Origin of the sequence: Citrobacter sp. Cpa228, from assembly GCF_030333085.1 — a bacterium.
GTDB lineage: Bacteria > Pseudomonadota > Gammaproteobacteria > Enterobacterales > Enterobacteriaceae > Citrobacter > Citrobacter pasteurii.
In genome coordinates this window covers 44,926-65,682 of the sequence record NZ_JAOWGQ010000043.1, presented here as the reverse complement: position 1 = coordinate 65,682, position 20,757 = coordinate 44,926, and the positions used below count along the sequence as shown (strand labels likewise).

22 protein-coding genes are annotated in these 20,757 nt (G+C 50.3%); 13 read left to right on the top strand and 9 right to left on the bottom strand.

The annotated features are described in order from the left end of the window. Positions 1-11 precede the first annotated feature (11 nt). A complete protein-coding gene (gene fimY, locus OGX91_RS09645; RefSeq protein WP_005122049.1) occupies positions 12-734 on the top strand; it encodes a fimbria biosynthesis regulator FimY in 723 nt (240 codons plus the stop codon). A gap of 589 nt (positions 735-1,323) precedes the next feature. After that, on the top strand, positions 1,324-1,956 hold the full coding sequence (fimZ, locus tag OGX91_RS09640; protein ID WP_005122050.1) for a fimbria biosynthesis transcriptional regulator FimZ: 633 nt from the start codon (positions 1,324-1,326) through the stop codon (positions 1,954-1,956). Positions 1,957-2,006: 50 nt separating this feature from the next. Here the strand turns inward: fimZ and sfmF are convergent, their stop codons facing one another. The 6 genes from sfmF to fimA form a co-directional block, all read right to left on the bottom strand. Next, positions 2,007-2,525, bottom strand: a complete 519-nt coding sequence (sfmF, locus tag OGX91_RS09635) for a fimbria assembly protein (protein WP_149691385.1) — start codon at positions 2,523-2,525, stop codon at positions 2,007-2,009. Between the two features lie 10 nt (positions 2,526-2,535). Next, positions 2,536-3,543 (bottom strand): type 1 fimbria D-mannose specific adhesin FimH, encoded by a 1,008-nt coding sequence (fimH, locus tag OGX91_RS09630; RefSeq protein ID WP_005122052.1) that lies wholly within the window; start codon positions 3,541-3,543, stop codon positions 2,536-2,538. A gap of 4 nt (positions 3,544-3,547) precedes the next feature. Beyond that, positions 3,548-6,169, bottom strand: coding sequence for a fimbrial biogenesis usher protein (locus OGX91_RS09625; protein WP_286626107.1), 2,622 nt, complete (start codon positions 6,167-6,169; stop codon positions 3,548-3,550). 7 nt (positions 6,170-6,176) lie between these two features. Continuing rightward, a complete protein-coding gene (fimC, locus tag OGX91_RS09620) occupies positions 6,177-6,869 on the bottom strand; it encodes a type 1 fimbria chaperone FimC (RefSeq protein ID WP_005122054.1) in 693 nt (230 codons plus the stop codon). 41 nt (positions 6,870-6,910) lie between these two features. Next, positions 6,911-7,444, bottom strand: coding sequence for a type 1 fimbrial protein subunit FimI (fimI, locus tag OGX91_RS09615; protein WP_286626106.1), 534 nt, complete (start codon positions 7,442-7,444; stop codon positions 6,911-6,913). 76 nt (positions 7,445-7,520) lie between these two features. Further along, on the bottom strand, positions 7,521-8,075 hold the full coding sequence (fimA, locus tag OGX91_RS09610; RefSeq protein ID WP_005122056.1) for a type 1 fimbrial major subunit FimA: 555 nt from the start codon (positions 8,073-8,075) through the stop codon (positions 7,521-7,523). 574 nt (positions 8,076-8,649) lie between these two features. Here fimA and folD point away from each other — a divergent pair. The 6 genes from folD (at position 8,650) to OGX91_RS09580 (ending at position 13,341) form a co-directional block, all read left to right on the top strand. Beyond that, complete coding sequence (gene folD, locus OGX91_RS09605; RefSeq protein WP_005122057.1) at positions 8,650-9,516, top strand: bifunctional methylenetetrahydrofolate dehydrogenase/methenyltetrahydrofolate cyclohydrolase FolD; 867 nt, start codon at positions 8,650-8,652, stop codon at positions 9,514-9,516. Position 9,517: 1 nt separating this feature from the next. After that, positions 9,518-9,730: a ribosome-associated protein YbcJ gene (gene ybcJ, locus OGX91_RS09600; protein WP_137384578.1), complete on the top strand. Its 213-nt coding sequence runs from the start codon at positions 9,518-9,520 to the stop codon at positions 9,728-9,730. A gap of 186 nt (positions 9,731-9,916) precedes the next feature. Beyond that, positions 9,917-11,827: a hypothetical protein gene (locus OGX91_RS09595; protein ID WP_286626104.1), complete on the top strand. Its 1,911-nt coding sequence runs from the start codon at positions 9,917-9,919 to the stop codon at positions 11,825-11,827. Beyond that, the gene (locus tag OGX91_RS09590; RefSeq protein ID WP_155021573.1) at positions 11,824-12,294 is read left to right on the top strand and encodes a CesT family type III secretion system chaperone; all 471 of its coding nucleotides are present in this window, start codon (positions 11,824-11,826) and stop codon (positions 12,292-12,294) included. Before OGX91_RS09595 ends, OGX91_RS09590 begins: the two co-directional genes overlap by 4 nt. Then, complete coding sequence (locus OGX91_RS09585; RefSeq protein ID WP_005125245.1) at positions 12,291-12,704, top strand: type III secretion system chaperone; 414 nt, start codon at positions 12,291-12,293, stop codon at positions 12,702-12,704. Before OGX91_RS09590 ends, OGX91_RS09585 begins: the two co-directional genes overlap by 4 nt. Positions 12,705-12,816: 112 nt before the next feature. Then, positions 12,817-13,341, top strand: coding sequence for a metal-dependent hydrolase (locus OGX91_RS09580; RefSeq protein WP_149691387.1), 525 nt, complete (start codon positions 12,817-12,819; stop codon positions 13,339-13,341). Positions 13,342-13,432: 91 nt separating this feature from the next. Here the strand turns inward: OGX91_RS09580 and cysS are convergent, their stop codons facing one another. Then, on the bottom strand, positions 13,433-14,818 hold the full coding sequence (gene cysS / locus OGX91_RS09575; protein WP_005125243.1) for a cysteine--tRNA ligase: 1,386 nt from the start codon (positions 14,816-14,818) through the stop codon (positions 13,433-13,435). Between the two features lie 172 nt (positions 14,819-14,990). On the opposite strand from cysS, the gene ppiB reads away from it, so the two are divergent. The 5 genes from ppiB (at position 14,991) to mnmH (ending at position 19,083) form a co-directional block, all read left to right on the top strand. Beyond that, positions 14,991-15,485, top strand: a complete 495-nt coding sequence (ppiB, locus tag OGX91_RS09570) for a peptidylprolyl isomerase B (protein ID WP_003021875.1) — start codon at positions 14,991-14,993, stop codon at positions 15,483-15,485. A 2-nt stretch (positions 15,486-15,487) separates the two neighbouring features. Beyond that, positions 15,488-16,210: a UDP-2,3-diacylglucosamine diphosphatase gene (gene lpxH / locus OGX91_RS09565; protein ID WP_040232643.1), complete on the top strand. Its 723-nt coding sequence runs from the start codon at positions 15,488-15,490 to the stop codon at positions 16,208-16,210. A 117-nt stretch (positions 16,211-16,327) separates the two neighbouring features. Beyond that, a complete protein-coding gene (gene purE, locus OGX91_RS09560) occupies positions 16,328-16,837 on the top strand; it encodes a 5-(carboxyamino)imidazole ribonucleotide mutase (RefSeq protein ID WP_155021576.1) in 510 nt (169 codons plus the stop codon). Next, positions 16,834-17,901, top strand: coding sequence for a 5-(carboxyamino)imidazole ribonucleotide synthase (gene purK, locus OGX91_RS09555; protein ID WP_182290835.1), 1,068 nt, complete (start codon positions 16,834-16,836; stop codon positions 17,899-17,901). Before purE ends, purK begins: the two co-directional genes overlap by 4 nt. A 96-nt stretch (positions 17,902-17,997) precedes the next feature. Continuing rightward, the gene (gene mnmH, locus OGX91_RS09550; protein ID WP_286626100.1) at positions 17,998-19,083 is read left to right on the top strand and encodes a tRNA 2-selenouridine(34) synthase MnmH; all 1,086 of its coding nucleotides are present in this window, start codon (positions 17,998-18,000) and stop codon (positions 19,081-19,083) included. On the opposite strand, the gene OGX91_RS09545 is transcribed toward mnmH, so the two are convergent. Both OGX91_RS09545 and sfbB read right to left on the bottom strand, forming a co-directional pair. Beyond that, positions 19,084-19,743, bottom strand: a complete 660-nt coding sequence (locus OGX91_RS09545) for a methionine ABC transporter permease (protein WP_005125237.1) — start codon at positions 19,741-19,743, stop codon at positions 19,084-19,086. Next, on the bottom strand, positions 19,736-20,752 hold the full coding sequence (gene sfbB / locus OGX91_RS09540) for a virulence-associated ABC transporter ATP-binding protein SfbB (protein ID WP_286626098.1): 1,017 nt from the start codon (positions 20,750-20,752) through the stop codon (positions 19,736-19,738). The genes OGX91_RS09545 and sfbB overlap by 8 nt, the downstream gene beginning before the upstream one ends. Positions 20,753-20,757: the final 5 nt, after the last annotated feature.

Below are 20,757 nucleotides of genomic sequence, written 5' to 3'. Positions count from 1 at the left end.
AAAAAGGAAGGATGCGCAGTGTAAAACGCCGGGAACGGCATCGCCGTTTACGAAACGCCCACTGTACCTGGCAATATGATCACTGTGCCCCCCAGGAATTTGACAGAATTGAGTATCTGGCTCAAAAACTTGATTACACATTACCGGGCGACACAATATCTCAAGCGATTATCACAACAGACAACTATCTCGGCTATACGTTAAATCGCTATTTATTTTCTGGTACACACACGGCCATCTTCCAGACGATTGAATCGGCTCTGCCACTGTTGAAAGAGTCTGAAGCGAGTCAGTTAGTGGTTGATATGGATGGCGCATCAAGCTCATATTTCGATGTTCTGGAATATCTTCGCCGACTCATTAAAGAACAGGATAATATTCAAATTTTCATATTACTTCCCAGTCGCCACGAAGCGCTCAGGCGCTTTATTGCGATGGCTGGGCCATTCTATATCCTGCCGCGCCGTCAGCGCCTCCCGGAGATGCGCCATGCTTTATTATCTATGGTGCCGGATCATATTCACTCCGGGCACATAAATCAGGCTGACTGGGAGATGATCTCATTACTGTCACAAGGTAAATCATTAAAGAAGATTGCTCTGCTGCAGGCTCAACCCTATCACCGCGTTATCTATCGCCTGAACCAGCTGATCACGCTGCTGGGGTTGCCACATCGTCAGCGTTTTTTGCATCTGATACATCGCCTCAGCGTTACCTATCCCCATTTAATTTAACACCCTAACCCTCTGTGATATAAGAATTTATAGGAAATTACTTATTTTCAACTGAGAAAACGAATGTGATTTTTACAAACATTTAATATTTACAACTATTCCTGGTATTATATGTCGCGCAGGTATCCTGCTTTAGCTGACAGATTCAGTACATCTCGACAAAAAAGAATTGCCTCGCCGCCTTAACAAAACCTAAACAATTAGCCTATTGTGTCGTTTTTACTATTTAAAAAAATTTTTCAATCTGCCATAATTCAAACAGCAGGAGATTAATATCAATAGTCATTACCATGCCCTGATCTTTCAGGATATCCTAACAGACATTATGAACTTACGTGCTGTAAGCCTTTTCCGAAAGTGCAGAGCAGGTATAATCCTCACTGTTTTCTGATTAATTGTAAGTTTTCCCTGGTGTGAAATGGATATTCCACAAACTCATTGTTCTGACGTAGAACAACCGAATAAACAAGGATGACATAATATTTATTCGGTTCTTCTTCCAGAGCAATCCTTGGCTATTTGACAATATTATAACGCCTGATGTTTTATCAAAATCGCAAGATACACAAACAGTTTGAGGCATACAACAATGAAACCAGCATCCGTTATCATTATGGACGAACACCCTATTGTCAGAATGTCGATCGAAGTACTGCTCGAAAAGAATAGTAATATTCAGGTTGTTCTGGAAACCGATGACAGCCGCGCAGCAATAGATCATCTACGTACCTATCCAGTCGATCTGGTCATTCTGGATATTGAACTACCTGGCTCCGATGGGTTTACATTACTCAAGAGAATAAAATCTCTGCAGGAAAAAACCCGGGTGCTGTTTCTATCCTCAAAGTCTGAATCATTTTATGCCGGACGGGCGATCCGTGCCGGTGCCAATGGCTTCGTCAGCAAACGAAAGGATCTCAATGATATCTATAACGCGGTGAAAATGATTTTATCAGGATATTCATTTTTCCCTTCAGACACGCTTAACTTTATTAATAATATTAATATACGTAAAGGTGTGCTGAATGACATGCCGTTATCGAATCGCGAGGTTACAGTTTTACGTTATCTGGCGAATGGGTTATCTAATAAAGAAATTGCTGAGCAACTTTTATTGAGTAATAAAACAATCAGTGCTCACAAAGCTAACATCTATTCCAAGCTCGGACTACATACCATTGTTGAGCTAATCGATTATGCAAAGATGCATGAATTAATGTGATCGCACTCCCGGCGAGGCGTCGTTCGGGAGTGCGTTATCAGCGCATGATGTCAATTGTAGTTAATCATAAACGTAGCATCTGCTTTCGCGATCCCCGGTTGAACGCCATCTGCCAGCGCAATATAGTTGGCAAAAAAAGTCAGCATAGCATTGCCATTTTCATCAATGTTTACTGCCTGGCTGGCTTGTTCAAGCGGTAATCGCGTACGGTCGCTATCGTGCAATTCAATCGCGACCTTTTGTGCCATCACGGCATCGTCCAGCGCCAACAACGTGGTACCCGCTGCCGGCGTGCCGGAAAAGGTTATCGAGGCCGACCCCGGCGGGCAGCCTTCAAGTTTCAACGTAAAGGGAACCGGTTGGGTCGTATCCCCGGTGGTCTTTAATTGTTTTGTCGGCCAGGTGCCTAGTTCAACCAACTTATTATTGTCACTGGCAATAACCGCACAGGTGAAGTCCACGATATTACCGTGCAGTTCGATATTAATCTCACCCAGCGAGCTATCTGCATGGCATAGAGAACTGGCTGACACTGCGGATATCAATACGAAAAGCGCACGACGTCTCATTGTTCTCTGCTTATTCATAATCAACTCGCAGATAGCCACGGGCGGTGAAAGGCCCTTCCGCTGGTTTATTGCCCGTCACGCTGACTGGCCATGCTCTAATGCCAACCCGCGCGGCAGCGTTATCATCCAACTGAAAGGGAATGGTGCTGGACAGATTGTTGGGTGTCAGCGGTTTACCGCTGCTGTCGGCCACGATAAAACCTAAATCCGGGTTGTCCGATATCATCATTTGCCCGGACGCTTTTTCGGCCTCGACCCGCATGGTCAGATAAGCTTGCGCGGCAACATTTGTACACTTTATGGCGACCGTTTTCGTTTGCGTATTGATACCTTCGGGCCGGTTACCGGCACCCGCCTTGCTGAACAGCGAGGCACCAATATCGCCAAAATCAAACTCCACGATTTGCCCGGCATTCACCTCGCAGTTTTGTGGAACTTCCACCTTGCCGCTGTAGCTTATGGTGTAAACCGGCGTACTCAGCGCATCTCCCGTACTGGTAGTGACATAGACACTGAACATCGTCTGTCGCGGGATCGGCACCATGTTGATAAATGAACGAATCACTTTTAATTTAAACACCAGCTTCGAATCCATCACGCCAAAAGGCTGCTGTTTGGAAACGTTTGGGTGATTCCCCATGCGGATATAATTACGAGGAGGATAAAACAACCCCGCGTAGCTGTCGGTAATACTCATGGCCCCCAACAGGTAATCATTGAGTTTCAGATACTGAAAGTTATTTTCCGTACTTTGCACGGGGAGTTCGGTCACATAACTTCGGTAGGTGTAATTCACCGTCGTCCCTGCCGGGCAGGTTGCATTCACCCCAACCCAGCCTGACTTTTCAGGCAATGTCACTACCTGACCCGGTTGGTTATTGCTGCTGTTAAAAACATTCGACAGATCGTAATAAACGTCCGTTGGCGTTCCGTTCGAGTTATGGCAGACCGTCGCCCATGACGTATTAGCTATAAGCAGTAAAGCGCTTCCCAGTAGCAAACCGGTTTGTCGTTTCATCATATTATCCCTGTCGTGCCGACGGTCGTTGGCACATCACGTTGGTGAGCGTTACAGCCTGTTTCAGGCTCTCTTCAGGCAAGGTGTAGTGCGCTTCACAGCGTGCGTTTGCGCCTTCACCCCATTGGATCAACAAGTTGCCTTTGAGCGGCAGACCACTCAGATAAATTTGTCCATCTTCACCGACCATGCTGGTGACGCCGCTCGTGGTTTCGCGAACCACCGACCCAAATGGCACTGGTTTTCCATCCCGGTTAACCGTGATAAGCGCCCGCACGCCAATGCGTGTATCAAACGCCGCACGTACCAGTGCCCCCTGCGTGGGCACGACGCTGCTAACGTTATTTTCCACATCGGTGTTGTTATTCATTGAATTGGTATCCAGCGCGACGCGGTTGTAGCGATAAACGGTGGCATACGGCATGACCGCGTAGCCACGCCAGTCGGTCTGCACGCCGGTCTGGTTTTCTATCCGCACCCCCTGGGCTCCTGGTGCTTTTATCAGTACGTTGGTGTCGCCCAGTGGTTGGCTGAGCGTAATGCCGTCCGCATGTCCGATGACGCCACCGGAGAGTTGCCAGTTATAGTCATGCTGGTCACGGTCATAGTTGTAACCCACGCCCAGCGTGCCATAGGCCGCCTGCCAGTTCGCGTTGGCGCTCCCGCTGTACCCGTTGGAGCTGCTGTGTCCCTGATTAACGCTGTAGCTGAGATTGCGTCCATCTAACAGCGTGCCGCCAATACCGCTTTGCCAGCTGTTTTGTCCATTGCTGTTACGGTTCGCATTGAAAGTGGCGTAGGTGCGATCGAGTGCGTTATCACGCGAGTAGCGCCGCCCGGTCAGCAGACTGAACGGTACGGACACATTGAAGGCCAGGATGCGGTCGGTATCAGAGATCCCGACCGATTCATTCCATGACCAGGAGAGTGAATAGCTAATCCCCTGCCAACCGCTGGCATACCCCAGCTGGTACCAGGTATTGGTATCTGAGGTGTTCCAGTACGTTTGCTGGCTACCCGAAACATACAGTGACCCGTAATCGCCAAGGTTCTGCGAAATGTTGATCTGAAAACGGCCCTTTTTGCTGTAGCTCAGATTGTGGTAGCTCTTCACCTGTGGAACATCGTGGCGATTCCCTTCGCTGTCATATTCGTACTCGTAACCTTCCATACTGCGATACGCCACATCATCGAGGGTATAAAACCCTCGCGTCGAATAGCGATACCCCAACAACTGGAAGTTGGTACCGAAGTTGTTCAGTGATTTTGCATACAGAAAACGCAGCGATTGCCCCTGATGCGTACTGTCATCCGCCAGTTGGCTGCGGGCATGCGTTAAATCGACAGAGACGGCTCCCCAGTCACCCAGGTTGCGCCCGGTACCTAACACCAGTGCGGTGTAGCGTGAAGCTAACTGCGTGCCGCCATACGCGGTGTAACCTTCTGGTAGCCCGGCGATTAACGTTCCCTGGAAAAAGAATGGCGAAGACTGCTGGCTATTACCGCTACGAAAATCCCCGGCGACAACGTCATATTTGAAACGTCCTTCACGCTGGAGCAGAGGTACCGTGGAATACGGCACCGTATAGCGCTGTTGACTGCCGTCCTTCTCATCAACCGTTACGTCCAGGTCACCACTCGACGAAGTGGGGTTGAGATCGGTTATCGAAAAAGCGCCTGGCGAAACATAGCTTTGATAAATCACGTAGCCATTCTGGCGAATAGTCAGTTTCGCTGCGGTACGCGCAATCCCACGGACGGTTGGCGCGTAGCCCTGTAAGCTGTCGGGATACATGCTGTCGGACGAATAGAGACGCGCACCACGAAAACCGATACTGTCAAAAACGTCGTTGCCAGTGTTACTGTCACCCATCACCAGCTCACCCTTCAGCGGAATAACCGCACGCTGAAGCCATGTGCCAATGTTTTTCCAGCTTTGCGAATGGTAGCCGTCACCTTTCGAGTAGTTCCATGCACCGTTATTCCTCAGCCGCCATGGGCCATAGTTCAGGCCGCTTAACATGCTTAAGAAATAGCTGTCGGTATCGCTGCCGCGACTGCCGGTAAAGCTATAGTTAACCAGCGCCGCCGGAATACCTTCATCCCACTCCTCTGGCGGAATATAGCCACGCGCACTGTTCAACATTGAGGCTTGCGGCAGGCTGACATTTAAACGCAGTGTAGAAAAATCGAAAGCAATTTCGCTACCAGGAATCGCCTCTGGCAAATTAATACAGGTATTGTTCGCATCCTGACTGAGTGCCGGAAACGCAGTGATATTGACGCCAAGGCGTTTAACCCAGTCGAGATCAAAGCACGGCATCAGCCCGCCGGATTTTTCTCCGGCTTTCCCCGCACTGGTGGCGAAACGAATATCCTGGGTAGCCACAAACTCATCATTGCGCCAAATATCCACACGATAAACGCCTTCAGGCTGGTGATTCCCTTTTTCGAAACGAGACAAATCCGCCACAGTAGCGGTATCGGCAGATAAAAACGCCGGATTGAAATAGCTTTCACCCTGGCTGAAGGAGGGAAAGAGCGCGGCCAGCGTGGACAACGCCACCCCCGCCAGCGGTGGCGTAACCCCCGGTAACAGGCCAGGAAAATACGTTGTCTTATTCATCGTTTTCTCAACGCACGCTAACCGTTTTAGCGGTGGTGACTGCGCCATAATCGTTCACCGTCTGGAACGTAACGTTTCCCTGAACGCCAGTCGGCAACAGGACCTGCGTGTCATTTTTCGGCGCAACCATAACGTTATCAATCTTCGTATTTCCGACATTGAGATTGACCAGCGTGACGTAATACGCTGACGGGTTGGTAATTTTCAGGTGGTTGCCGGTACGGGAAAACTGCAGCATGCCTGGCGCATCTTCCGCGATTTGTGGCAGATTATTTGGGCGGACAAAGAGTTTGATGCGCGACAAAATCGCCAGTTGCAGAACGTTTTTCCCCTCAAGGCTGTTTTTATTGACCGACGGAATAGCCTTCACATTCATCCAGAACAGCGATTCACGGTCTTTGGGCAGAGGCTCGCCCGCGTAGATGATACGCAGCGTGTTTTCGCTTTTAGGTTCACTGACAAACAGCGGCGGTGTGACCACAAACGATTTATCTTTGACGCCTGCGCTGTTCTCTATCCATGAATTAATCAGGAAACGTTCTTTGGTATCACTATTACTAATGGCGAGGGACGTTTGTTTGGCCTCGGCAGGATAAATAACGCGAGTTGCACCTAATGCAATTCCACCAGATGCCTGCACACTGGTGGCAGAAAATAAGGCCAGTAAAATGATAAAGCCTGATTTTAGATAATTAAACATAGCTACAAATACCTTTGGCGTGATTATCGTTAGGAAATAAATCAGGGATACACCAACGTAAACCACACATCTGAACGAAGCGTTCCCGGCGTTATATATTCCGAGACAGCCCGATAGCGAGCAGTGAAATGAAACGTCATCTCTTGCGTTAAAATCGGGGCATAATGAAGCGGCAGCGCATTCGGAATTATTTGTCGCTGTCGCTCATCAAACAACGCCAGACCAATACCCGAAGCCGCAGACGCATCGCCGCTGGCAAGAAAGACCTGTGGATCTTCGGCTGGCGTAACGCCCGCAAAGGCAATCCCCACGTTGTCATAAACATCAGCACTGCACGACGTTAGCCGCAGCGAAAACGGTATGCTGGTAGAAGCAAAACTTCCCGTCCCGGAAAACGCGTTAGTGCGGTACTGCCCCATTTGCACCCGTAAACTCTGGCTGTCTGTGGCAACCGTACAGGCACCATTAACCAGCTGCCCACGTAAATGAAGATGGCCACTTTCCAGTATCACGGTGTGGGCAAACGCCGGCATTACGCAGACCATTCCCGCCAGCGCTACACCTTTCCCTATCATCTGCCACATCCTTCATCATCCCCGGATAGCGCCTCATCCCATGAGGCGGTAGTCTTCCCTGCAAGAATCAAACGGTTTATTCGTACTTCATGATGAAGGTCGCATCCGCATTTGCCTGACCCGGCGTGGCGCTGGTTGCTGTGGCTTTATAACGCGCGGAGAAACGCAGGGTGTTGGTGCCTTCCACCAACGCCTGAGCGGTTGAGAAGGTCGCGCCATCTGGCTTCAGTGCGGTGGAGGTGTTGTCCAGAATTTCGATCCCTACGCCGCCCGCTGTGGTGCTGTTATCCGAAGAGGAGAGAGCCAACAGGCTGTTGTTGGTGAGGTCCGTCTGGCCCGAGAAAGCAACAGCAGCAGTCGCAGCAACTTTCGGGTCACAGTCGTTCAGCACGATGGAAAACGGAATTTGCGCCGTGGTGTCACCGACTGCGGTGAAGCTGGCGGTACGATATTGGCCTAATGTGACAACCTGGTCGGCTGACTGAGTGCTCACGGCACAGGCTGCATTGACCAGCTCACCTTCAAAGTGAACCGTACCGCCGCTCACGCTTACCGGATCTGCCGCCACCGCTGCGCCCGCCATTAACATCATGCTGGCAAAAACAGAAGAGGTCATTAATTTACGTTTCATGGATTTCCCTTGAATTACACACATCCGGCTCCAGCGTCCTGCGGGATCCGTTTGAATCATTATCGACATTAAATGTCAGGCAAATTATCTCTGCATCCTGTAAAGATATATATCGAGAGAGAATTAGCGAAACGTGTACTCCCACTCTCCTGAGTATTTGATTCACTAATTAATCTTCACGAATATGACAATTCGTCACCGGGATAAATTAAACATTTCAATTAATGAAAAATACCTGCAATTCCTTTTAATGACCCTGGCTTATTCTTATTGGACTCTAAGAAAATTCCAGGTGAAAATGAGGCAAAAACGGCCATAACAAGACGTAACAGTCTGGTTTCTGAGATATTACCCATGAAAATACCAGGGTGATGAGTTGTTTCATTTAGGTTAAGTTTCGTTAGCATGCTTATGAATTACGTACCAACGTCCAACACCTGTGGCCGCGCTCACGGGCTACGCGAAACACTCCACCGCACGTAAAAACGCAAACGAAAACTGACAGCACGCCCCGCTTCTGACAAAATAGTGACATCCCCTTCGACTTAACGTAACAGACGGAATCCTCTCTCTGATGGCAGCAAAGATTATTGACGGTAAAACGATTGCGCAGCAGGTGCGCTCTGAGGTTGCTCAAAAAGTTCAGGCGCGTTTAGCGGCTGGATTACGCGCCCCAGGACTGGCTGTTGTGCTGGTAGGTAGCAACCCGGCTTCGCAAATTTACGTGGCAAGTAAACGCAAAGCCTGCGACGAAGTGGGTTTTGTCTCCCGCTCCTGGGACCTGCCTGAAACCACCAGCGAGGCGGAGCTTCTTGAGCTGATCGATACGCTCAATGCAGATGCCACCATCGATGGTATCCTGGTACAACTGCCGTTGCCGGCGGGTATCGACAACGTCAAAGTTCTGGAGCGCATTGCCCCGGACAAAGACGTTGACGGTTTCCATCCGTATAACGTTGGCCGTCTGTGTCAACGCGCACCGCGCCTGCGTCCATGTACCCCACGCGGTATAGTAACCCTGCTTGAACGCTACAACATCGACACCTATGGTTTGAACGCCGTGGTGATTGGCGCCTCCAATATTGTCGGTCGCCCGATGAGCATGGAGTTGCTGCTGGCGGGTTGCACCACCACGGTCACCCACCGATTCACGAAAGATCTGCGCCGCCACGTTGAGCACGCCGACTTACTGATTGTTGCCGTTGGCAAACCGGGTTTTATTCCGGGTGAGTGGATCAAAGAAGGTGCAATTGTGATTGATGTCGGCATCAACCGTCTGGAGAATGGTAAGGTTGTTGGCGATGTGGTCTTTGAGGATGCTGCCGCACGTGCGTCGTATATTACGCCGGTGCCGGGTGGCGTTGGCCCAATGACTGTCGCCACGCTTATCGAAAACACGCTGCAGGCGTGTGTTGAATATCATGATGTAAAGGACGTTTAAGATGGCCACATTTTCACTGGGTAAACACCCTCACGTTGAACTCTGCGATTTGCTGAAGCTGGAAGGCTGGAGCGAAAGCGGCGCCCAGGCAAAAATTGCTATTGGCGAAGGGTTAGTGAAGGTCGACGGCGTTGTTGAAACGCGCAAGCGCTGCAAAATTGTTGCCGGACAGACCGTCAGCTTTGAAGGCCACAGCATTAACGTCATCGCTTGATAACTTCACCGGCAGCGCAAGCTGCCGGGATCATTTTGTCCCCTTGCCGCCCTCTCAGCCCACAACCTGCCCCTGCCCGTTATTTTCACTAAAGTAGAGCACTTTTTGAAAGTTTTTATTCAGCATCCATTTTAGCATTTCCTTATCAGTACCGTTTTTCAACAAAAACCTTGATAAGGACATTATATGACTGTTTCCCGTCTTACCCACAACGCCCTTCAGCGTATACAGCATCCCATTCATGCTGAACATCGTGCCCCTTTTGCTGGTTATAATCGCATGCCGCCAGCCGAACAACAGGGGCCTGTCATCGCTGATCCAAACATCTTACCCAACGCGGTTCAGCCAGAAGCTCTGGATACTCATCAGATAGCTAACAAGAAAGATGCCCCCAAAACCGTTGATTTCAACCTGCATGGCAGAAATGTTAAATTACCTGAACACCCTAAAATCAGTAATGACGATATTATTTCAATATGTAAACAAGGTGATTACATATATAGAGAACTGATGGCCGGTATACCTGTAGAGAATACCAAAGAAAACGCAGCTAAATTGATGTGGTACTTACAGGCACAGGCATCAAACAAAGTTTCTGTTTCTGCGGGATTAGCAGAAAGTGCTCCACAAAATTTCAAAATGGGCGCTTTCAGCATTGAAGATAAAAACCATAATATAGAGAATTTTTTGAATCAAGCTGGCAGTTATTCAAGGAAATCAAGCCATCTCAAAGAATATAAAAATGCCGGAGCAGACTATCAATCACGAGGTTTAGATATTGATAGCAAAAATACATTCCTACCTAATAATCGTAAAACCGTTCTCTTTGCCAGGATGCCACAAAAAAGTGAGAATACTCCTACCGGAACCCCAGGTAAAAATATGTTATTCATTAAAATGGAAGAACATGGATGCCATAAATTAAAAGATAAGATATCTCATGGTTTTAATTACATCCCTACTCTCTTAGAACAGAAGTTTGGGGTAACTAAACGTGATGGCGGTGTAGATAACAGGGAACGAATTCCCGCCGATATCAAAGAAAGTTATTCAGAACTTGCTTCTGGCTTTAACTCATGGACAGGTATGAACATTAATACCAGTAACGCATTGAGTACTACCGGCGGAATAAAAATCATGATTGAAGACTTGGCATTAATGCGGGATTACATCAAGACAGCCATAAGCATCGATTCACAAAACATAGAAGCAAACAAATTTCTGGCGATAACAACCACTCTTTATGATGATTTAAAATCACGTGATCACAGTGATATTAGAATTGGTAATGAGATTATTATCACAGCTCCTTCAGGTCTTAACAGAATTCCTGTCTCATCTGCTGATGTTAATATCAACAATCCTGATTTACAAGAAAAAGCAAAAAATAAATTCATAAAATCACTATCAATAGATAAATCGAAGGAGCCGAGCACATGGATAGAAGATCCTGTGAGCTATATGACCAGGAGTAACGTACTTGGGGCAGATATTAACAGAGACACCGTACTCCAGTCAGGCGGTGTACTATTTATTGACCCTAAAGATTTAGTATCCAGAAACGACCCAAGGCAATATAAAAAAATCACTAAAGACGCCATTGACTGGATATCTGGTTGCATTCAACCCACTGAATCACCATCTGAAAAAGCTTTAAATGATGTACAACTAAAAAAAATAGCATCAGCTGTTGCTGCATGTTGTGAACAAAGCATTTTCATAGAATTAAGAAATGCTATGGGTAATTTACTGGCAACAGATGGAAATAGTAAAATATCATTCATCGGTAGCAAGGGCGTTCCTCATTCTGTGGAGATTAAACGCCAATACACTGGTGGTAGTAACCAAGTAACTGTTGACGTGACTGCATCTACTTCCTATAAGCCTGGGTTTCTATTTGAAAATGTAAAAAATAAAGCAGAGACAATAACGTATCTGGGCATAACAAATAATAATGATGAACACATGGAGGGCAAAATTACAGTTCGAGTAACTCTGGATTCCGACGACAAAATTACATTGACAGTCCCTGAAAATATACATATCAATGGGAATGTAAGCTTCGGCTTGATCGAGGAAGTGGGGGCAAATCTATGATTAACCCTGTAGAATATAAAGAAAAATTTCATCACCTTGTGTCTGCATTAGACAAACACACAGGAGGGACAACGTCGGCTATTAATGACAATGACGTTAGCTTCTTTTGGTTGTCAGACATGTTATTTTCATTCATCCTTAGCGATCCCGATGGCAAAAATCATCAGGAGTTAATTTGCATTATCCATATTGCCCCATTACCAAATGAGAATATTGACAATTCACGTTCACTGTATCTTCAGATACTAAAAGACAATCATTCATGGAGAAATACTGGAGGCGGTATTTTTGGCTTCGATGAGCAAACAGAATGTCTCTGCCTAAGCCTGAGGCTTGACCTCCTAACGGAATCAGAAGACAGTTTTCTTGCAAAAATAGCCTGTGCATATCAAATTTCACTTGAATGGAAAAATAGATTGACGGGAACGAATGAAATCTTGATTCAATTTACCGAGAAAATGTCATGAATCCGATAACACGCTCTATGGTTTTACTTGAACGCCTGTTCAGCGCCTACGGTTCCCCTGGATTTACCGAATCCGCAGAGAACCAGTATATTCTGGAAACTGATAATATCTTGTTCTATTTCTTTGACGAGCCGGAGCAATCAGAGCTTTATATCCAGGCTGACGTAGCGGAATACACCGCCACGGAAACCACGGAGGCGCTTATCGCCCTGCTGAAAATGAATCATCTGTGGGATGCCACAGAAGGCGGGATCATCGGCCTGTCCGTAGAAAACAACGCTTTTACCTATACCTATAAAATACAGTATCCCCTTGCTGAATCTGATGACTACGATGAATATCTGATCGATTTGCTGCCAGAAATCATTCGCTGTATTCAGTATGCGAGAAGCAAGCTTTCTGACTTTTAAGTGATACGAGAACTGAATCTGGCAGCACTCGCTGCCAGTTTTCAGAATGTGTTCCCTGTATGATCGCAATTCAGGCTGTTAGCATGCTGTTTTCTCATTCGAAGCGACTATCATGCCAACCATCGTTACCCACGCAGCCGTACCTCTTTGCTTAGGATTGGGTCTGGGACTCAAAGCCATTCCACCACGCTTGTTGTTTGCAGGGGTTGTGCTGGCAATGCTGCCTGACGCCGACGTGCTGTCGTTTAAGTTTGGCGTCGCCTACGGTAATGTGTTTGGCCACCGTGGTTTTACCCACTCGCTGCTGTTCGCCTTTGTGGTGCCGCTGCTGTGCGTAATCATTGGCCGACGATGGTTTAAAGCCGGGCTGGTTCGCTGCTGGTTATTCCTGACGGTTTCACTGCTGTCGCACAGCCTGCTGGATTCGGTAACGACCGGAGGCAAAGGCGTCGGCTGGCTGTGGCCATGGTCGGATGAACGCTTCTTTGCACCGTGGCAGGTGATTAAAGTCGCCCCATTTGCGCTATCACGCTACGCCACACCGTATGGGCATCAGGTGATAATGTCGGAGTTGATGTGGGTATGGCTGCCGGGGGTTATGATAATGGGTGTGCTGTGGTGGTACAGACGTTATTAATAGTGCCTGATGGCGCTACGCTTATCAGGCCTACCGATCATTCCATCGTAGGCCGGATAAGGCGTGAGCCGCCATCCGGCAATCATTACCCTTACTTACGACGCCAGGTTGTCCCTTGCGGACCGTCTTCCAGCACGATGCCCATCTCGTTGAGACGGTCACGTGCCGCATCCGCCGCCGCCCAGTCTTTCGCTTTACGGGCATCCAGACGCTGCTGGATAAGCGCTTCAATCTCCGCAACTTCACCGTCATCCGCCTGCGCACCGCTTTGCAGGAACGTTTCTGGCTCCTGCTCGAGCAGACCCAGCACGCCGGACAGCTTACGCAGATGGGCAGCCATAGCGTTAGCTGCCGCCATATCTTCGCCCTTCAGACGGTTAACTTCACGCGCCATATCAAACAGCACGGAATAGGCTTCCGGCGTGTTGAAGTCGTCATCCATCGCTTCAATGAAGCGCGCTTCAAAGGCTTCGCCACCGGCTGGTGCCACGGACTTGTCGGTGCCGCGCAGCGCAGTATACAGACGCTCCAGTGCAGAACGCGCCTGCTTCAGGTTCTCTTCGCTGTAGTTCAGTTGGCTACGATAGTGACCGGACATCAGGAAGTAGCGAATGGTTTCGGCATCGTAGTATTTCAGCACGTCGCGCACGGTGAAGAAGTTGCCCAGCGATTTGGACATTTTCTCACGGTCAACCATCACCATTCCGGAGTGCATCCAGTAATTAACGTATTCACCGTCATGCGCACAGGTGGACTGCGCGATTTCGTTTTCATGGTGCGGGAACATCAGGTCGGAGCCGCCGCCGTGAATATCGAAATGGTTACCCAACTGTTTGCAGTTCATCGCCGAACACTCAATGTGCCAGCCAGGACGACCTGCACCCCATGGAGATGGCCAGCTCGGCTCACCCTCTTTGGACATCTTCCACAGCACAAAGTCCATCGGGTTACGCTTCACATCAACCACATCAACACGCGCCCCCGCCTGCAGCTGATCCAGGTCCTGACGTGACAACTGACCGTAATTCGGGTCGGTCGGTACGTCGAACATGACATCGCCGTTATCGGCAACGTAAGCGTGACCTTTGGCAATCAGCTGTTCGGTGATTTCAATAATCTCAGGGATATGATGCGTAGCACGCGGTTCAAGATCCGGGCGCAGAATATTCAGCGCATCGAAATCGTTGTGCATTTCCGCAATCATGCGATCAACCAGCGCTACAAAGCTCTCGCCATTTTCATTCGCGCGCTTAATGATTTTGTCGTCGATATCGGTAATGTTGCGCACATACTTCAGCTTATAGCCGAGGAAGCGCAGATAACGGGCAACAACGTCGAAAGAAACAAAGGTACGCCCGTGTCCAATATGACAGAGATCGTAAACGGTGATGCCACACACGTACATGCCGACTTCCCCTGCATGAATTGGTTTGAATTCCTCTTTTTGGCGCGTCAGTGTATTAAAGATTTTTAACATCGAAGATTCCGTGTAGACGTGTGTGGATAACAAAGCCCTATAATACCTATAAATTGGCCCCGAAGCAGCACACTTTGCAAGGTGATCGAACCTTGCGGTTATGCTATAACACACCCCTAACTCTGACCCTTGACGGGGTCGAAGCACCAATCTATCGGAACAGGATGCAAAAATGGTTACTTTCCACACTAATCACGGCGATATCGTAATCAAAACGTTTGATGATAAAGCGCCTGAAACAGTTAAAAACTTCCTGGACTACTGCCGCGAAGGTTTTTACAACAACACCATTTTCCACCGTGTTATTAACGGTTTCATGATCCAGGGCGGCGGTTTTGAGCCGGGCATGAAGCAAAAAGCCACGAAAGAGGCGATCAAAAACGAAGCCAACAATGGTCTGAAAAACACCCGTGGCACGCTGGCAATGGCGCGTACTCAGGCTCCGCACTCCGCGACAGCTCAGTTCTTCATCAACGTTGCTGACAACGACTTCCTGAACTTCTCCGGCGAAAGCATGCAGGGCTGGGGTTACTGTGTGTTCGCTGAAGTTGTCGAAGGTATGGATGTCGTTGATAAAATCAAAGGCGTTTCCACCGGTCGCAGCGGCATGCATCAGGACGTACCAAAAGAAGACGTTATCATCGAAAACGTGACCGTCAGCGAGTAATCGTGACGACACTGTTTATTGCAGATCTTCATCTCTGCACGGAAGAACCGGCGATCACCGCCGGTTTTCTGCGCTTTTTAGCCGACGATGCACGAAAGGCCGATGCGTTGTACATTCTTGGCGATCTGTTTGAGGCCTGGATAGGCGATGACGATCCCAATCCCCTACATCGTGAAATGGCCGCAGCGATAAAAGCGCTGACGGATTCCGGTGTTCCCTGCTTTTTCATTCATGGCAATCGTGATTTTCTGATCGGCAAGCGTTTTGCCCGTGAGAGCGGCATGACCCTGTTACCTCAGGAAAAAGTGCTCAACCTGTATGGCCGCAACGTACTGATCATGCATGGCGACACATTGTGCACCGACGATACAGGCTATCAGGCGTTTCGCGCTAAGGTTCATCAGCCCTGGCTACAAAAACTGTTTCTCTCCCTGCCGTTATTCATTCGCCAACGCATCGCCGCAAAGATGCGCGCCGGAAGCAAAGCCGCCAATAGCAGTAAATCGCTGGAGATCATGGATGTGAATCCGCAGGCCGTGATTAACGAGATGGAAAAACATCAGGTCCAGTGGTTAATTCACGGTCATACCCATCGCCCGGCAGTCCACGAACTCACGGCCAATGCACAACCCGCTTTCCGCGTGGTGTTAGGTGCCTGGCACACTGAAGGTTCGATGATTAAAGTCACACCTGACGACGTTGAACTGATCGCTTTTCCGTTTTAATCACAGCTGAAAACGTCTGCACACAAGCAACGCAATCGTTTTCCTTGTTTTTAAAACGTGCTATTCTCTCTCGCCTCTAAAGCAGTGTGAAGCACACCCACAGGAGTTTTTAGACGCATGTCTTCCCGCAATAATCCGGCGCGTGTCGCCATCGTGATGGGGTCCAAAAGCGACTGGGCTACCATGCAGTTCGCCGCCGAAATCTTCGAAATGCTGAACGTTCCGCACCATGTTGAAGTCGTCTCAGCCCACCGTACCCCTGATAAACTGTTCAGCTTCGCCGAAAGCGCTGAAGAAAACGGTTATCAGGTTATTATTGCGGGTGCTGGCGGTGCAGCGCATCTGCCGGGCATGATTGCAGCGAAAACGCTGGTCCCCGTGTTAGGCGTTCCGGTACAAAGCGCAGCGTTGAGCGGCGTAGATAGCCTCTACTCAATCGTGCAGATGCCACGCGGCATCCCCGTGGGTACGCTGGCGATTGGGAAAGCGGGTGCGGCAAATGCGGCCCTGCTGGCAGCACAAATTCTGGCAACACACGACAAAGCATTACATCAGCGTCTGAGCGACTGGCGCAAAGCACAGACCGATGAGGTACTGGAGAACCCGGACCCGCGAGGTGCGGCATGAAGCAGGTCTGCGTACTCGGTAACGGTCAGTTAGGGCGCATGCTGCGTCAGGCTGGCGAGCCGCTGGGCATTGCGGTCTGGCCAGTCGGGCTGGATGCCGAACCCGCCGCAGTCCCCTTTCAGCAAAGCGTCATTACCGCTGAGATCGAGCGCTGGCCGGAAACCGCGTTAACCCGCGAGCTGGCGCGCCATCCGGCATTCGTGAATCGTGATGTCTTCCCGATTATTGCCGACCGCCTGACGCAAAAGCAGCTTTTTGACAAGCTCGGCCTGGCAACCGCGCCGTGGCAACTGTTGGCGGATAAAAGCGAATGGTCTGCAGTATTTGACAAACTGGGTGAACTGGCGATTGTTAAACGTCGCGTCGGCGGCTATGACGGTCGCGGTCAGTGGCGTTTGCGCGCGAATGAAACTGAACAATTGCCGGATGATTGCTACGGCGAGTGCATCGTCGAGCAGGGCATTAACTTCTCGGGTGAAGTGTCGCTGGTAGGCGCTCGCGCACACGACGGCAGCACGGTTTTCTATCCGCTGACCCACAACCTGCATCAGGACGGCATTCTGCGTACCAGCGTGGTCTTCCCACAGGCTAACGCCAGACAGCAGGCACAGGCCGAAGCGATGCTTTCCGCCATCATGCAGGAGCTGGGTTATGTCGGCGTGATGGCGATGGAATGTTTCATTACCCCGGAAGGTCTGCTGATTAACGAACTGGCACCTCGCGTGCACAACAGCGGGCACTGGACACAAAACGGTGCCAGCATCAGCCAGTTCGAGTTGCACCTGCGAGCCATTACCCAGCTACCGCTACCAACACCGGTGGTGAACACACCTTCGGTGATGGTGAACCTGATTGGTAGCGACCTGAACTACGACTGGCTGAAACTGCCGCTGGTCCATCTGCACTGGTACGACAAAGAAGTGCGTGAAGGACGAAAGGTCGGCCACCTGAACCTGAGCGACAGCGATACTGCACGTCTAAACGCCACGCTCGAAGCATTAATTCCCCTGCTGCCGCCGGAATACGCCAGCGGCATTATCTGGGCGCAGTCAAAGCTGAAATAAGCCATTAATGTCGGGGAGTTGATTTTATCCTTCCCCGGCCCCTCTTCTGGCGCGTAAAATCCCCTCCATTGCTGTTTTGTACTTTCAGGACTGAACATGAACGATGGAACGGACTATCGCGCGATTCTGCTCGCCGGTACGCCTTTAATCGATGTACGCGCCCCCGTCGAATTTCAACAGGGTGCGATGCCCGGCGCAATCAACCTTCCCCTGATGAACGATGACGAACGCGCCGCAGTCGGGACCTGCTATAAACGTCAGGGGTCTGAGGCCGCCCTCGCGCTTGGCCATCAACTGGTCTGTGGCGAGACTCGCCAGCAGCGGATGAATGCCTGGCTGGAAGCCTGTCGCCAGCATCCTGAGGGATACTTGTGCTGTGCCCGCGGCGGCCAGCGCTCGCACATCGTGCAGCAGTGGCTGCACGAGTCCGGTACTGACTACCCGCTAATACACGGCGGTTATAAAGCATTGCGTCAGGCGGCGATTCAACTCACTGAAGAACTGGTGCAAAAACCGATCGTCTTAATTGGCGGCTGTACCGGGAACGGTAAAACGCAGCTGGTGCAACAGCAGCCAAACGGTGTGGATCTCGAAGGCCTGGCGCACCATCGCGGTTCCTCGTTTGGTCGCACCGTTGAACCGCAGCTGAGCCAGGCAAGCTTTGAAAACCTGCTGGCGGTCGAAATGCTGAAAACCGACAGCCGTCAGGATCTGCGTCTGTGGGTACTTGAGGACGAAGGCCGCATGATCGGCGCTAATCATCTGCCCGAATGTTTGCGCGAACGCATGAGCCAGGCCGCTATTGCGGTGGTGGACGATCCTTTTGAGCTACGGCTGGAGCGGCTGCGCGAAGAGTATTTTGTGCGCATGCACCACGATTTCACCCACGCTTATGGCGAGAGTCAGGGCTGGCAGGAGTACAGCGAATATTTGCATCACGGCCTGTTTGCTATCCGCCGCCGTCTGGGTTTACAGCGTTTTGCCGAGCTGACCGCCCTACTTGACGTGGCTCTGCTCGAACAGCAGGCGACGGGCAATACCGACGCGCATATGGGATGGCTGGTACCGTTACTCAACGAATACTACGACCCAATGTATCGTTATCAACTGGAGAAGAAAGCCGCGAAAATCGTCTTTCGCGGCTCATGGCAGGACGTAGCAGACTGGCTTAGCGCACAGTAATCAATGTCTGTCGCGCTTGTCTGCGCGTTTCGCCAGCCAGTCGCCCAGCACCTGCACGACCTGCACCAGAATAATCAGCGCTACCACGGTGACGATCATGACCTGGGTTTCGTAGCGGTAATAGCCAAAGCGAATCGCCAGGTCGCCTACCCCGCCACCGCCAACGATCCCGGCCATTGCGGAGTAACCGATCAGACTCACCAGCGTTATCGTCAGCCCACGCAGCAGACCCGCACTGGCTTCCGGTAACAGCACGGTGCAGATGATACGCATCGGGCTGGCGCCAAAGGCTTCCGCCGCTTCAATAATGCCTTTATCGACTTCGCGCAGCGCGCTGTCGACCAGTCGGGCATAAAACGCAATCGCCGCTACCGACAGCGGAACCGACGCCGCAATGGGTCCAATGGTATTGCCGAGCAAAAACTGGGTGAGCGGCAGCAACAGCACCAGCAGGATCACAAACGGTACCGAACGAATAATATTCACCAGTACGGAACTGAGCAGATACACAAAACGGTTCTGCCAGAATAAATGGCGGTCGGTGACGAAAATAAGAAACCCTAACGGTAGGCCGCCAACAATCGCCAGCACGGTTGAGATACTCAGCATCTGGAAGGTTTCATTGAACGCCAGCGTCAAATCCGGCAATAAATCATCCACGAATCACCTCCACCTGTGCAGTACGTTGACGAATATGTTCCACGGCAACCTCCACCGCAGAAGGGTTGTGCGGTGCGGTCAGTTGCACCACCAGAATCCCCAGCGCACGTTCGCCGATATATTCAATTTTGCCGTGCAGAATGTTCACCGCCACGCCAAATTTAACCGCCACTTCTGACAGCACCGGCTGTTCCGCCGAATCACCGATGAACAGAATTTTTAGCAACTGGCCGGGCAGATGCTGGCGCAGGCGCTCGGGTAGCGTCAGATTGAGGGTATGCGACACCAGTTGCTGAGTAAAAGCGTGCTGCGGGTGGGCAAAGACATCAAACACCTCACCTGACTCCACCACCTTGCCGCCGGACATTACCGCCACGCGATCGCAAATGGATTTGATCACGTTCATCTCATGGGTGATCAGCACGATCGTGATCCCCAGTTGTTGGTTGATCTGTTTGAGCAGAGCCAGAATGGTGGCCGATGTTTCCAGATCTAACGCGGAAGTCGGTTCATCACACAGCAACACATCCGGGTGATTGGCAATGGCGCGGGCAATACCCACGCGCTGCTTTTGCCCGCCGCTGAGCTGGACAGGAAAGCGACTCGCCTTATCAGACAGTCCCACCAGCGCCAGGATTTCGCTGACGCGCGGGCCAATTTTACTACGCTCCCAACCCGCAGCCTTCAGGCTGAACGCAACGTTTTGCGCCACGGTACGGGTATGCATCAGATTAAAATGTTGAAAAATCATCCCGATACGCTGACGCGCTTTGCGTAAATGACTCCCCTCGAGCGCAGAGATCTCCACGCCGTTCACTTTTACGCTTCCCTGGCTCGGACGCGTTAAGGCATTCAGGGTACGTAGAAGCGTACTTTTTCCCGCGCCGCTGGTCCCAACAATACCAAATATTTCACCTGCGCCAATGCGCAAGCTGACATCATCAACCGCCCGGGTTGATGGTCCACGGCCTGCGGCGAAGTCCACGCAAACCTTTTCTATCTCAATCATAGCCA